Annotated in this window: 10 protein-coding genes; 3 read left to right on the top strand and 7 right to left on the bottom strand. The window is 55.3% G+C overall.

What is annotated here, in order from left to right; genetic code table 11:
- Window positions 1–22 precede the first annotated feature (22 nt).
- Both ABEA92_RS01195 and ABEA92_RS01190 read right to left on the bottom strand, forming a co-directional pair.
- Entirely contained in the window at window positions 23–1,249 is a 1,227-nt protein-coding gene (locus ABEA92_RS01195) for a M14 family zinc carboxypeptidase (RefSeq protein WP_345681925.1), read from the bottom strand.
- A gap of 106 nt (window positions 1,250–1,355) precedes the next feature.
- Window positions 1,356–1,505, bottom strand: coding sequence for a hypothetical protein (locus ABEA92_RS01190; RefSeq protein WP_345681924.1), 150 nt, complete (start codon window positions 1,503–1,505; stop codon window positions 1,356–1,358).
- 426 nt (window positions 1,506–1,931) lie between these two features.
- Here ABEA92_RS01190 and ABEA92_RS01185 point away from each other — a divergent pair, with 426 nt between their 5' ends.
- Window positions 1,932–3,689: a DUF11 domain-containing protein gene (locus tag ABEA92_RS01185; RefSeq protein ID WP_345681923.1), complete on the top strand. Its 1,758-nt coding sequence runs from the start codon at window positions 1,932–1,934 to the stop codon at window positions 3,687–3,689.
- Between the two features lie 95 nt (window positions 3,690–3,784).
- Here ABEA92_RS01185 and ABEA92_RS01180 read toward each other — a convergent pair whose 3' ends face one another.
- The 4 genes from ABEA92_RS01180 to ABEA92_RS01165 all read right to left on the bottom strand — a co-directional run bounded on the left by ABEA92_RS01180 (window position 3,785) and on the right by ABEA92_RS01165 (window position 9,350).
- Entirely contained in the window at window positions 3,785–4,975 is a 1,191-nt protein-coding gene (locus ABEA92_RS01180) for a DUF1559 family PulG-like putative transporter (protein WP_345681922.1), read from the bottom strand.
- A gap of 695 nt (window positions 4,976–5,670) precedes the next feature.
- Complete coding sequence (locus tag ABEA92_RS01175) at window positions 5,671–6,678, bottom strand: sugar phosphate isomerase/epimerase family protein (RefSeq protein WP_345681921.1); 1,008 nt, start codon at window positions 6,676–6,678, stop codon at window positions 5,671–5,673.
- 35 nt (window positions 6,679–6,713) lie between these two features.
- On the bottom strand, window positions 6,714–7,544 hold the full coding sequence (locus tag ABEA92_RS01170; RefSeq protein WP_345681920.1) for an alpha/beta hydrolase: 831 nt from the start codon (window positions 7,542–7,544) through the stop codon (window positions 6,714–6,716).
- A 126-nt stretch (window positions 7,545–7,670) separates the two neighbouring features.
- On the bottom strand, window positions 7,671–9,350 hold the full coding sequence (locus ABEA92_RS01165) for a Na/Pi cotransporter family protein (RefSeq protein WP_345681919.1): 1,680 nt from the start codon (window positions 9,348–9,350) through the stop codon (window positions 7,671–7,673).
- 523 nt (window positions 9,351–9,873) lie between these two features.
- Between ABEA92_RS01165 and ABEA92_RS01160 the strand changes: the two genes are divergently transcribed.
- Window positions 9,874–11,082 (top strand): hypothetical protein, encoded by a 1,209-nt coding sequence (locus ABEA92_RS01160; RefSeq protein ID WP_345681916.1) that lies wholly within the window; start codon window positions 9,874–9,876, stop codon window positions 11,080–11,082.
- On the opposite strand, the gene ABEA92_RS01155 is transcribed toward ABEA92_RS01160, so the two are convergent.
- Window positions 11,079–11,219, bottom strand: coding sequence for a hypothetical protein (locus ABEA92_RS01155; RefSeq protein WP_345681914.1), 141 nt, complete (start codon window positions 11,217–11,219; stop codon window positions 11,079–11,081). The genes ABEA92_RS01160 and ABEA92_RS01155 overlap by 4 nt on opposite strands.
- A 127-nt stretch (window positions 11,220–11,346) precedes the next feature.
- Between ABEA92_RS01155 and ABEA92_RS01150 the strand changes: the two genes are divergently transcribed.
- A complete protein-coding gene (locus ABEA92_RS01150) occupies window positions 11,347–12,660 on the top strand; it encodes a beta-ketoacyl-[acyl-carrier-protein] synthase family protein (protein WP_345681913.1) in 1,314 nt (437 codons plus the stop codon).
- The last annotated feature ends 466 nt before the right edge of the window (window positions 12,661–13,126 follow it).

Here is a 13,126-nt window from a genome sequence, read left to right as displayed (position 1 = left end):
GTGACTTGGTGGGGGCGGGGAATCATTCGGCTGCTTTGAAATACGCGTCCAGCACGTCGCAGAGTTGCTCTCCGTAGGTCATCCAGTGCTCGGCGGAGGGTCGTGACTGCAGGCCTTCGATCCAATTCGCATTCAACTCGTGAACGACGGCGTCGATTCCGAAACGCGTTAGCCATCCTTCCCCTAGCGTGCCGGAATTTCGAAAGCTCGGGTCGGTGGCTCCTTCGCGAAACCATGTCTTTGTCAGCAGCAGGGATTCTAGCCGATGCATGCGGGCTATGTAGGCCTCAAACTGCGTGGCGTCGGGACGGCTGAGGTGCAGTTTGCCGCTCTCGTCATTGTGCATCTCCAGTGCTAGATGCGGCCGGCGGCCAGAGTCGAGCATTTTGGTCAGCCATCGTTCGAGTGCCGCGTTCTCGGGGCATAGCGTCGCATCCGGTGGAGCGTTCCAGTCGCGGTTGAGGTCTTTGCCGAGCACATTGAACCGGGTTCGTCCCATCGCGACACCGTCCTTGTTGGCCATCGGCATGATGTAGACGCAATATTGGTCCAAATAGGTCGCACTTTGCTCGTCATGCGTTTTCAGCAGATGACGAATCATTCCTTCGACCACCCAATTGCCGCCTGGTTCCCAGGGATGGGCACGGGCGCGGATAAAGACGCGATAGGGTGCATCGTCGCGGCCAATCCGCACGATCTCGAGCGGTCGTCGCTGGACCGTTTCACCGATCCGAGTGATTTCGACTTGCGAGTGACCTCGGATCTGATCAAGCAACCGGTTCAGGTCACTGATCCGATAGGGCGGCAACCGCGCCACCCACAAACTGCCGCCGGGAGGAATCGTCACGGTGAAACGCAATTGTCCCGAGTCCTTGATGAATTCCGTTTCGATCGACTCCCATGTCATTCCATCAGCACTGATGAACCCGATCGTGGCATCCGAACACGCCAACGCCGAACGGCCATTCCACACGTTGGAAAAATGGTTCAGCAACAGCGTCAATTGGCTGCCAGGTTCCGCGTCGACGCGAAAGTGCCAGTGCCCTGCCGCTCGATTGGGTGAATCTCGCTCGTGATCGTAAATCAAATCAATGCGGACGGTCTGATCCGCCAAGACCTGCCAGTCCAGCGGCGATGCATTCTCGAAGCTGGTGTCGATGAAGTGCAGCGGGCTGGCGGCCATCGCGTGGTGCACCATCAACAGCACCACGGCAAAGGTATGCAGAATAAGAAAAGCGAGATGTCGCATGATTGCGTTCCGAATCCGATAGATGGGCGGGTTGGTCAGGCAGGACGAGTGACGCGGTCGACGCTCGCGGGATTTAGCTATCACCGTTTTTACTATACCCGAAATCTCAGTGAAGATGCTTTTCGCAGATCATAAAGTCTCGCTCGTCCTGGCGTTCCTGGGTTCCGCCCAACGAAGTGAACGAATTGAAGCTGTAAAGCACAGCAATTTGCGTTTCGTAGCTACGCTCGCCAGAGCGTGGATTGATGGTGTCCATTGCGAATCTCCACCTTCTGGCGAAGGTAGCTACGCGAAAACGCTTCACCACGTGGGCCCAATCGACTTACTCAATCAGCGGACTCCCTCGAGACCGGCGGTTGTGGCTAAGCCACCACATTGGGCGACGAGCAATCAGACCCATGGTGCTCACTGCTAGATCGAGACGCGTTCATCGCTCGCTCCGGTGCAAGAGGAAGATGTTTTTCCGGGTCGTTTTCGTTCGTGGTTAACGGCACGCATCGCCGAACAGGCCCGCAGATTTGATTTTTACGGAAAACGCTTCATCGTCAGAGGCGATTTCGGCGCGCCAGTTGCGAACCAAAGGGGGTAACCACAATTCTTTCAGCTGAACTCAGATGTGGTGATGTGGAGTCGAAAGTGCGGCTCTTCCCTTTTCCCCTCCAGTCCAATTAAAGGTATTACAATGTCACGTTGGTTAAACACAACATCTCTGTTCACGGTGCTTGTCGCGGCGGCGATCGGCATCGGTCCGGGTGTCGCCCAGGCAGATGAAGCGATCACGACGGGCGACGGCTTATTGACGCTGCGTGCGTCGATGCCCGAAGAAACACGTGTAGGCGAATCGTTCACCTACACGGTCGAAGTCACAAACGCATCGGACAATATTGTTCTGCATGACATCGAGCTAAAGCAGCGTAAGGCTAAAGGTTTGAGCATCGAGTCGGTCTCGGTGAAAGGTGCAGACGCCAAAAATCAGAAAAAAAACAACGCAAAAAAAACGACGACCGAGAAAAGTTCGACTTCGAGCGATAGCATGAAGATCGCGATGTTGAACCCTGGCCAAAGTCGCACGTTGGAAGTGACCGCGTCGGCTGACGAAGAGGGCGAGCTTCGCAGTTGTCTCGAGATTGCCAGCTACACCCCGGCGATTTGTTTGTCCAGCAAAGTCGTCAAGCCGCAGTTGGAGTTGACGAAAACCGCTCCGGATAAAGCCAATCGATGTGATGTGATTGAGCTTGAATATGCGGTGAAGAACGGAGGTTCGGGCGATGTAGGGCCATTTGTTGTCACGGATTCGCTCGGTGATGGCTTGGCCACGATCGAAGGCAACAGCGAATTGGAATTCAAGGTCGACGGTTTGAAGGCCGGCGATACTCGCAAATTTGTTGCTCGTGTCTATGCTCAAAAAGCGGGTACGTTCTCGAGTCGTGCGGAAGCCAAAGCCAAGAATAGCGATCTGAGTTCTCGCAGTAAAGAAACCAGCACGGACGTGATTACGGCTGATTTGGCCGTCAACGTCGAAGGTCCCAATCGTTTGTATGGCGACCAGATGGCCGAGTTCACCGCTAGCATTACTAATACCGGTAACGCCCCTGCCGAGAATGTTCAAGTCCGCGTGCTATGGCCCAACAAATCGCGGTTGTTGGACATGAGTGACATGTCGATTGCGAAGCAGGACAAGCAGAGCAAACAGGCCAATAACAAACAGGCCAATAAGGGTGAGCCGACGCCAGCGAAGGACAACAAAAAGTCCAAGGATAACCAAAACGCCAAGACGGCAAGCGATGGTGATGCCAAGGACAAGAAGTCTGGTAAACAATCATCCGACAAGAACTCGGACAAGCAGAAGATTGCAATGGAGATGAACGAAGACACGATCACCATCGATCGTTTGGAAGCAGGTCAAACTGCAACGTTCGATTATGCTCTTCGCGCCGGTGATGTGGACAAGTTGCCAACCAAGGTCGTTGCCACCTACGTTTGCACGGTGGATGCGGCTGAGGATCAAGCCAAGGCGGAAGCACGAGCCACATCGATGGCGATGGCCGAGGCTAAGATCGTCCGTTTGCCTGCGATGCAATTGTTGGTGATTGACGACGAAGATCCCGTTTCCAATGGAGACGAAGTGGTCTACATGATCCGAGTTTGGAACGAAGGCGATGCAGCGGACAACAAAGTCAAAGTGGTTGCCGAACTGCCCGAAGGATTGACGTTCCAATCTGCGGAAGGACCGACCAAGCATAATCAGGACGGTTCGAAGATCACCTTCGAGCCAATCAAGACGATGCAACCGGGTGATCGAATGGATTACAAGGTCATCGCCAAGGCTGAGGGTAACGAAAACGTGCTGTTCAAGGCCAAGCTATCGAGCGAAAAATTGTCGCAAGAAGTGACCACCGAAGAACCGACACGATTGTTCAGCCGTCAGGCTAAGAAATAAGCGGTCCAGTCGGTAAAACGGAAGACCTAATTGAGAAAAGCCCGCTCGAGCGATCGAGCGGGCTTTTTTGATTGTCCGTTGCGAAACACCGCGTCTTAGAAGTCGCCGCTAACGACTTCGCGGGCGGCACGGGTGCCCAATGCGCCCCACAACCCATACGGACTCATCGATCCCGCCGAGTTGCCGTTGGCCGCGGTGCCTGAGTAATTGACTGGGAACGCGGACGAGTTTCCGGCTTCAATTGAATCGGTCACAAACTTGACCGCTCCGTCGGTCATCAAAACGTGACAACCGCCTTGATGACGACTGGACATCGTTGCGATACCGGCGTCCTCTGCGGTGGTTTGAAAACAGATTTCGCGATTGGGCGGCAAGATTGTCATGCATTGACCATAGTTGGGCCGGGCGTCGGCCCAACGATAACCACGTCCATACAGTGCGGAGGTCGCTGTGGTGCCACCCCAAAACTGGGGTCGATCGGCGCTGACGTATTGCTGACAATAATCCGCAGCGGACGTGTTCAGATCGTGGGTTGCTTTCTCCCAAACAATCGTTCGTTTGTCGTAGTCGCCCAGATCGGTCGCTATTTCGCCCGCACAGATCGTATTGGCTAGACCGTCCAAGACATCGCGGAAGGCCATTTTTCGCTGCATGGCAAACACCCCTCGGTGGGCAGCCTGAGTTTGCAGGGTCACGGTTGAATCGGCTGGCAAACCGCTGCTTTGCCGATTGCCTTGCGCGGACACGAAGGCGGAGTCGCCGGTGCAGGCAACGTAGTTGGTGCGAGCCAGAGCGGGAGCCCCGTCCCCCGGATCGCTGGGACAGCGAAGCATCGGAATGCTGGTCACCCAAGGGGTGTAATCGGCTTGGTCGGGAGTCGGCCCCATGGCCGGCCAAGCCGGGGATCGCTGTGCTCCGGTCGAGGCGACAATCGTGTTCGGGTTGCTGATCGAGTCATACAGTGCCTGTCCCTCCATGAACGGAAGAATCCCAACCAACATGCTCAAGTTACGGTTGGACGAGAACGTGCTGCTGCTTGCCCATGACGTCACGCCGTAGTCGAACGTGCCGGTGCCATGGATTGGCAATTGGTTGTATGCCGAGTGGTAGTTGTGGATAGCCAACCCAATTTGCTTGAAGTTGTTACTGCAGCTCATCCGCCGAGCCGCTTCGCGAGCGGCTTGTACTGCGGGTAGAAGTAGCCCGACCAAAACGCCGATGATGGCAATAACCACCAGCAGTTCGACAAGGGTGAATCCCGAGCGGGTCCGTGAAGTTGCGTCCATTAAGTTTGCCTTGTTAACTCGAAGTGACCAGAAAAGAATGAGGGTCCATTCTTGGAAGTGAAGATGCCCTGTCGCTTGCGGACCGGTGCTGTGTAGTAGCAATGCGTATAACGAGGGCAGTGCCGCCTCAACAAATTACTTCAACTTCGAAAAAAGTGAAGAAAATAAGAAGGTGTTTCGTTGTCGGCGCGGACGGCATCATGACTTGGCAAACGCTGCGAATGCCGCGAAAACGCCGGACCAGCGATGGATGCGATTGCAATGCAAATCGCAGCGGTGAACCGTGGGCCGTAAGGTCGCGGGTAATGCGCCAGACCTTGCCTCTCAACAAAATCTCCCATTGAGGCCGAGGAAAAAAAAGTCGTTTTGTCGTGGTTGTCGGGGTCACGGCATGCAGCGCGACACGACTTACAAAATCCGCAAACCCCGAACGGTAAAACGCAGATAAAACTTGAACCGATGATTCCAGATTCGCTGCTCAAAGGAGCGCGGTGAAGAATTGCGTCGCGAAACTCGCCAACAGTTTCGGGGGGGGACGCGTTGTAGGACGAAAGTCTTGGCGGCTTGTTGAGTTAGTGAAGTTTCCAGCGGCACGGGGGTATGATGGACTTCCTAGTCCGTCAATGGTGTAATGGACGGACTAGGAAGTCCGTCCTACGACCAAATCAACAGCCCGTTGACGGATTCCGCTACGGCTAGCCCTGCTTGATACCGAGCATACGGTCCAGCGAGTCAGCGGTTTGATAGATCAGGGCTTCGGGAAAATGAGCGTAGGGGTGGAAGTACTCGAACGTCAGATAGCCGTCGTACCCGATTTTGTCTAACGCGGCCAATACTGCGGGCCAATCGGTCGTGCCGTCGAGCAACGGGCGAAACGCTTCCAACGAATGGTCGCTTCCCTTTTTCGTGTACTCTTTAAAGTGGATGTTCTTGATACGGTTGCCAAGGATTGGGATCCAGTGCTCGGGGAATTGGTATTCCATGATGTTCCCCGTGTCGAAATGGACTTTCACATGTTCGCTCGAGAAGCTGTCAACAAAGTCGACCATTTCCATCGGAGACATCAAGAAGCCGTTGAAGAAGATGTTCTCGATGTTTAGCGAGACGTTCAGCTTCTCGGCTTGCGGCAATAGCTTTCCGATCGCTTCGCGAGCTCGGCGGTCACATACGCCATTGGGCGTCGGGTCATGATCAGGACGCCATGGCATGTGCACGGCGCCTGGGACGACCAACAAGTTTTCGGTCCCCAAGTCGTGAGCTGCCTGCGTCATTTTGCTGGCTAATTCCATGCCGCGGGCCCGTTCGGCGGGATCGTTGCTGGTTAGCGGAAACGGCCAAAACAAAAACGAGCAGACGCCGCTAATCGCGATCCCGATCTCGTCTGCCATTTTGCGAATCGCATTGAATTCTTTGGTTCCGGCTTTGGGAGAGAGATCACTTTCGAGGTCATAGTTCAATTCGATGCCATCGAAACCGGCGTCTTTGGCCAACTGCATGCATTGCCGCAGTGTCATCTTGTCGGGGTACGGGAACGCCCACAGGTTGATCGACTTTTTCATTTCGTACTTCGGACGCGGTTGGATCGCGTCCTTGGACGATTCAGCGGGCATCGCGGCTGCGTTGGTTCCGGTTGCCAACACGGCGCTACCGAACGCGGCGTAGGTCAGCAAATCACGACGCTTCAGTGATGATTCTGGTTGCATGTCTGATTCCTGAAAAAGGAGGTACTGTTACCGTGTTAGTCTTTGGCGATCGAATGGACGAATCTTAGCAGCAGCGGAAATGCGGGTTCGGCCATCTGTCCATGGTTGAATCCGTCCAATTCGTGCAGTTTGGTGTTCGGGTGGCCAACGACTTGCATCATTCGCCACAGGTAGGCGTTTTCCTCGTAACGCCCAAGCATCTCGAGTTCGCGATCACCGGTGATCAACAGCAGCGGTGGACAGTCATTGCGAACATGAAACAGCGGAGCCAACCTATCGATGACCGGCTGTTTGCCGCCGATGCCTTGTTCTTTGCGAGCGGTAAAGTGAGTGATCGTGTGGCCGCTGAACGGGATCAAACCTGCGATATCGTCGGCATCGATTTGATGAGCGGCGAGCCACGTTTTATCCATCCCAATCATGCTGGTCAGATAACCGCCGGCGGAATGGCCGCTGACAAAAATCTTGTCGCGGGATCCACCGTATTGCTCAATATTATTGAATGTCCATGCAACCGAGGCTGCGGCATCGTCGATGCAATCGTTTACGGTCACCTGCGGGCTGAGCCGGTAATCGACTCCGACAATGATCACGCCTTTGTTTTTCAGCGGCGATGGGATTTCGCGTTTTCCGCCGGTCAGTCCTCCGCCGTGAAACCAAACGATCGTCGGGGCATCGTTGACGTTCTCAGGATAGTAGACATCCAGACGACATTGTTCGTTGATCGTCGCAACGACGGAAGTGCGGTAGTGGATGTCGGTCGCGGTTTTATAGCCAACCGATTTGGGCTGACTATCCGCGGCGCCAACAAGCGTTGCGGAGGTCCAAGCGAGAAAGGCAAGAACGCAAACGAGAATTCGAAACATGGGGCAGGCGTCATGGTTAGGAGAGAAACGAAAGCGGCGAGTACGTTAATGTACTCGCCGCACAACGCTCTGTGTTGACGCAACCGCAGCGGCAGATCGAAATCCCCCGCTTCCTACCGTAACGACCTATTCGCTGGGGATCGATTCGGCGATGTTTTGCGAGTGATCGCGGACGCGAGCGAACGCGTTCAGCGATGCCAGGTAGGCAACGCTTACCAATGGAGGTGTTTGGCCGTCGGACAATTCTTCCAAATGCGCTTTACGGAGCATTTTGATTTTCGTACGCACGCGTTTGTTGGTGGCATCGGTCTTTAGAATCACGTTGTCGTTGCCTTGGCGGAAGGCCTCGTTGACTTCGCGTAGATATTCTGCCGCAATCTGGTTCAGCTGGACCAAGTCTTGAATCTGAGCCGGCGAAAATCGCAGCCCATCGCGTCGCAATTTGCGGTCAAACTTGTCGAGATTGACGATGTAATCGCTAATCGATTCATATTCGTCGGCCATTCGCAATTGACGTCTTGCTTCGTCAGCGACCGAATGCGGCAGATTGCTGGAGAGCAGATTGGTGACGTAGACCGCAATTTCATCTTGGATCGAATCGAGCACTTGTTCTCGTTTTCGCAAGCGGTCCGCCAGCGACTTGTCGGGATTGTCTTGTTGGATCAATTCCGCCAACCAATCGAGCATTTTTGAACAGCCATCGGCCATCCGTTCGATCTCGCGACGCGACTGTTCGATCGCCAACAGCGGCGTTTCCAACAACCGAATGTCGAGGTCGGTCAAACGAGGCTTCTCTTTGAAATCTTTCGACGGAACCATCCAATTCAACAAACGGACGAATTGGGGCACGAACAGAAGGAACAACAGCACATTGGCGATGTTAAACACCGTGTGCGTTGCCGCGATCGCGGCGGTTCGATTGGGGAACGTCGTTTCACCGTCGACAATCAATTCGGTATCAACGTCGCCGACGACCAACCATTTGATCAACACGATGTAGTAGCGAAAGATCGCGGTGATCCATAACACGCCAAACATGTTGAAGATGACATGGAAATAGGCCGCTCGCCGCGCGTTCGTGGTGGCTCCGAGCGAAGCAAGAAACGCAGTGATCGTGGTTCCGATGTTTTCGCCTAGCACCAAGGCGGCTGCGGTTTCGTAGCTGATGATTCCTTGCGATGCCAACGAGATCGTGATCCCAAGCGTTGCCGAGGATGATTGAACCATGGTCGTCAGAATGCAACCAATCATCGCACACTTCAAAACGCCGATATAAGAATCGGCATTAAACGTTTTGAACCAAGCTTCGAAATCGGGCAGCTGTTTGATGATTGCGCAGGCATCCTTCATCAATTCCAAACCGAAGAAGACCATGCCGACGCCCATGATCGCCATCGCCCAGTACCGCGGTCGCTCGCCACGCGAGAACAGATAGACGAACGCGGCGCCGCCGAGAACCGGCAATCCATACTTGCCAATCTTTAGCACCAAGATCCAACCGGTGATCGTCGTCCCAATATTGGCGCCCATGATCACGCCAATCGCCTGGGACAATTCCATCACGCCGCTGTTGACAAAGCCCACCACCATCACGGTCGTGATCGAGCTTGATTGGACCACACACGTGACGATGACGCCGACGATCGTTGCAAAGATTCGATTGTTCGTGACTGCGGCAATCATTTTCCGCAAGCTGCTGCCGGCAACCGCCTGCATTCCCTCGGACATGTTTTTCATGCCCAACAAGAAAATACCGAGTCCGCCAACGAGACCACAAACAAGTTCGGTGAGTGCTGAGAATTCCAAGACTGCGGTCGCCTAGCCATGTTGTGTTAAGGGGCCATGAAGCCCGGGGGAAAGTTGTGCGAATTCTAATCGCCCGATCAATGCAACAACAACCGCTAGCTTTTCAATTCAGCAAAGAATCGCCCAGCGTCGGGGGGATGGGTACGTTGAAAGTCGCGTGGTCGGTTCCGCGTCTAGTAGGGAACACGGGAAAGAAGTCCCCCCAATCGGCCTGTTGGCAAATCGGCCTGTTGGCAAACTAGGCAGCATGCTCGGCACAGTGCCAATTGGTAGTGCCGTTGCGGTAAAGACCGAGGTCGATATGCGGGGGGCGAGCGGCCATCGATCCGGTTTTCGAACGCCGGATCGAGCTCGTGCGAGCGACAAATTGCGGACCAAAAGGATGCGGGAGCGTCGCGGTCGCTTGTCCGATGCGAGGCACGCAAGCAATTTTCGCTTTTTTTCAACCTTGCGACCAATTCGACTCAAGCCGTATAGCCAGGGAACAAATACTTGTTTCCTAAATCGGCCAGGAATGGAATCGATGCGACCAACTTTGATTGCCGGGGCGTTCTGCGCCACTCTTGTTGCCCTCAGCCACGCGCAGGTGGCAGATGCCCAATCACCGCCGCCGCAGGGTATGGGATTGCCGGCCAACGCGACGCCTCCGAGTTTGCAGCAGAACCCTGCCGCTCGCCAACCCGCTGCGACGCGGCCGCAACCCAACGGTCAGGTCACTGGCGGGGGGGAGTTGCCGCGTAATGCGGGGCAAGAGCATCGGGTCTACGATTTGACCGCTTATACCCGCTATTTGACGCAGCATGATCGCCCCGAACAGGCGGTTATCGACTGGATTTTGCGGGAAACCGGCACCGACGTCTGGTTCACCGAACCGTTTGGATTCATGAGTGCGACGCGGGACGAATTGTCCGTTTATCACACTCCCGAGGTGCACCAAGTGGTGGCGGGGATTGTCGATCGGTTCATTGCGGGCGACATCCAGCCGCAAGTGTTGCATCTACGACTGATGACCGTGGGCAACCCGAATTGGCGTGCCCGCGCTCACATGTTGATGACACACGTGCCAGTCGATTCGCCAGGCGTTCAAGCATGGTTGTTGAGCAAGGAAAACGCCGCGGTGGTGTTGAACATGCTTCGCCAACGCACGGATGCTCGCGAGATCCAAGGGGTCGATTTGCCGATTTTTAACGGTCAAACCGAAAAATTGTCGCGAACCCGCGGCCGCAACTACGTGCGAAACGTCCGCGAATCGCCGCAAGGATGGCCACCCTACGAACCCGAAACCGGCGAAGTCCAAGAGGGGTATCGTTTATCGCTCAGTCCGTTGTTGACGACAAACAACAGCGTCATCGACGTGATGATCAAAGCCGAAATCGATCAGGTCGACAAATTCAACCACGTGGATCTCGAGTTACCGCTGCGAAATCAACAAGTCCATCGCACGCGAATCGACGTGCCACAAGTTGTCAGTTGGCGACTGCACGAACGATTCCGCTGGGAATCGGACAAGGTGTTGCTGCTGTCTTGTGGGGTGGTGGCCAGTCCTGAGCGTCAGGGCGGATCGTCGTTTATGAATTTTGACATGTTGACGGGAAATACCTCAGGGCGAGCCGATGCGTTGATGTTCGTTGAATTTCGTGGGCGTGCCTCCGAAAATCTGACGACCAATCCGATCGCCCCTCGCACGGCGACTGCGGTTCCGTTTGACGCGCCTCATCGCGGCCGCTACTAATCGAGAACCCACGCCAATTCGAAACGAAGCGAAACTCGCCAATCGTTTCGTTTTATGAACGTGGGATAGGCACTTGCGGTGGTCAACGACGACAATGGCAGCTGCCGAGCCTGTCCCGCATCTAGCCAAAGATGCATATTTTGCCCCTACTGAAACGATTCGCGGAATCTGGCTAGAATGGCGGCTCGCATCCCCCGTTTTTGACGCAACTACGCGTTTCTCGACTCTTTCAGTGAACCGGCCAAGATCGGTCGTAGACCTTCCATGGATAGAACTCCCTCTCGTCGCGTTGTCATCACAGGTCGCGGTGTTGTCAGTCCGCTCGGTATTGATTCGTCGGCAATGTTGTCGGCATTGCGAGCAGGCCAAAGCGGCATTGAGCCCTTCACTCAAGTCCCCCAAGGCGTGCTGAGCGTCGATCACGGCGCAGAAGCGACCGAGTTTACTGGCGATATTTCCAATTACGGGCCGCTCGATAAATCGCTGCAGCGTACGATTCGCAAAGGCAGCAAGGTGATGTGCCGCGAAATCGAGATGGGTGTCGCGGTGGCTCAATTGGCACTGCACGACGCACAATTAAGCGAAGACAAACGTGATCCCGAGCGAGTCGGCGTGGTTTACGGTTGCGATTACATCATGTCGTTGCCCGAAGAGTTTTCTGCAGGCATTTTGAAATGCATGGATGCGGAAGGCAATTTTGATTTCGACAAGTGGGGGGGCGAAGGGCGTCCTCAGGTCAACCCGCTGTGGTTGCTGAAGTACCTGCCGAACATGCCCGCCAGCCATATCGCGATCTACAACAATCTGCGGGGACCGAACAATTCGATCACCGTTCGCGAAGCCAGCGGTGGTGCCGCGTTGGGCGAGGCCGTATCGACGATCGAGCGTGGGCATGCTGATGCCTTGATTGTCGGAGCGACCGGATCTCGCATTCATCCGCTGCGAACGCTACACGCATCGCTGCAAGAGAAACTTGCCGCGGATACCGAAGATCCCGCCAAGATGAGTCGTCCGTTTGACGTGTCGCGTGACGGCAGCGTCGTAGGCGAAGGCGCCGCAGCGATCATGTGCGAATCGCTCGAACACGCTCAGGCTCGTGGTGCCACGATTCTCGGCGAAGTCGTCGGGTTCAGCAGCAGTGCAGTGGGAGCGGGTGCCGGCGACGATTTCCTTCGCCAAGCAGTGCGAAACGTCTTGAAAGGCGCGCTGGGCAAAGCCGATCCGAAATCGATTGGACACATTCACGCTCATGGTTTGGGAACGGTCCAAGGCGATCGTGACGAAGCCCAAGCGATCGCGGACGTCTTTGGGCCGCCATCGGAGCAACCGCCAGTAACCACGGCCAAGGGGCACTTTGGCAATTTGGGGGCAGGCGGTTCGATGGTCGAAATCGTCGCCAGTCTGGATGCACTGGGCGGTGAGTTGTTCCCGATTTTGAATTGCGAGAACCTTGATCCCGCGTGCCCGATCAACGCATGTGTGAAATCGGGTGTTCCCGCAGGCGACGAGTTCATCAGCGTGAATGTCACCCCGCAAGGCCAAGCATCGGCCGTCCGCATCCGCCGCTTTGTCGCGTAAGGCGTTCCGCCCCCTCACTGTGGGATAGGCTTCCAGCCTGTCTTCAGCCCACGCGCGGCCCTTCCTACATCACCGAAAGCCGTCTGCGGCTTTCGCAACGGCCCTCCGCTCGTGTTTAAGGCCATCGGCAAATCCCAACCCGACGCGTCAGCGAGGGACCGGGCCAAGATCGCAATTTTCTCGCTAACGCGTTTTGAAGTAAACGGCCGGACCGTTGGCCCTTCCATTTATTGTTTTTCTTGGTCCCAGCCCGTTGGACTGGGCTAGGTAAACGTCCGGGGTTTTGCCGCTAAATACAAACTCGCAACTTCAAAACTGACGCATCGGGTTGAGATTGCTCGATTGTTTTCGCACAAGGGGCGAGAATAAGTTGTTACTTCGATTCGCAGCAAATCGTTGAGGTCACCGACCGCGGATGCTCCGATTCCGGCTACAATGAGCCGCGACCTTCACTGACATCCCACCT

Source organism: Novipirellula caenicola (genome assembly GCF_039545035.1).
GTDB classification, from domain to species: domain Bacteria; phylum Planctomycetota; class Planctomycetia; order Pirellulales; family Pirellulaceae; genus Novipirellula; species Novipirellula caenicola.
The sequence above is the reverse complement of the archived record's forward strand: the minus strand, read 5'-3'. Positions and strand labels throughout refer to the sequence as shown.

Excerpts from the sequence above, each read along its gene's own strand:
- ABEA92_RS01195 (WP_345681925.1), bottom strand. The coding sequence starts at position 1,249 with ATGCGACATCTCGCTTTTCTTATTCTGCATACCTTTGCCGTGGTGCTG.
- ABEA92_RS01190 (WP_345681924.1), bottom strand. The coding sequence starts at position 1,505 with ATGGACACCATCAATCCACGCTCTGGCGAGCGTAGCTACGAAACGCAA.
- ABEA92_RS01185 (WP_345681923.1), top strand. The coding sequence starts at position 1,932 with ATGTCACGTTGGTTAAACACAACATCTCTGTTCACGGTGCTTGTCGCG.
- ABEA92_RS01180 (WP_345681922.1), bottom strand. The coding sequence starts at position 4,975 with ATGGACGCAACTTCACGGACCCGCTCGGGATTCACCCTTGTCGAACTG.
- ABEA92_RS01175 (WP_345681921.1), bottom strand. The coding sequence starts at position 6,678 with ATGCAACCAGAATCATCACTGAAGCGTCGTGATTTGCTGACCTACGCC.
- ABEA92_RS01170 (WP_345681920.1), bottom strand. The coding sequence starts at position 7,544 with ATGTTTCGAATTCTCGTTTGCGTTCTTGCCTTTCTCGCTTGGACCTCC.
- ABEA92_RS01160 (WP_345681916.1), top strand. The coding sequence starts at position 9,874 with ATGCGACCAACTTTGATTGCCGGGGCGTTCTGCGCCACTCTTGTTGCC.
- ABEA92_RS01155 (WP_345681914.1), bottom strand. The coding sequence starts at position 11,219 with ATGCATCTTTGGCTAGATGCGGGACAGGCTCGGCAGCTGCCATTGTCG.
- ABEA92_RS01150 (WP_345681913.1), top strand. The coding sequence starts at position 11,347 with ATGGATAGAACTCCCTCTCGTCGCGTTGTCATCACAGGTCGCGGTGTT.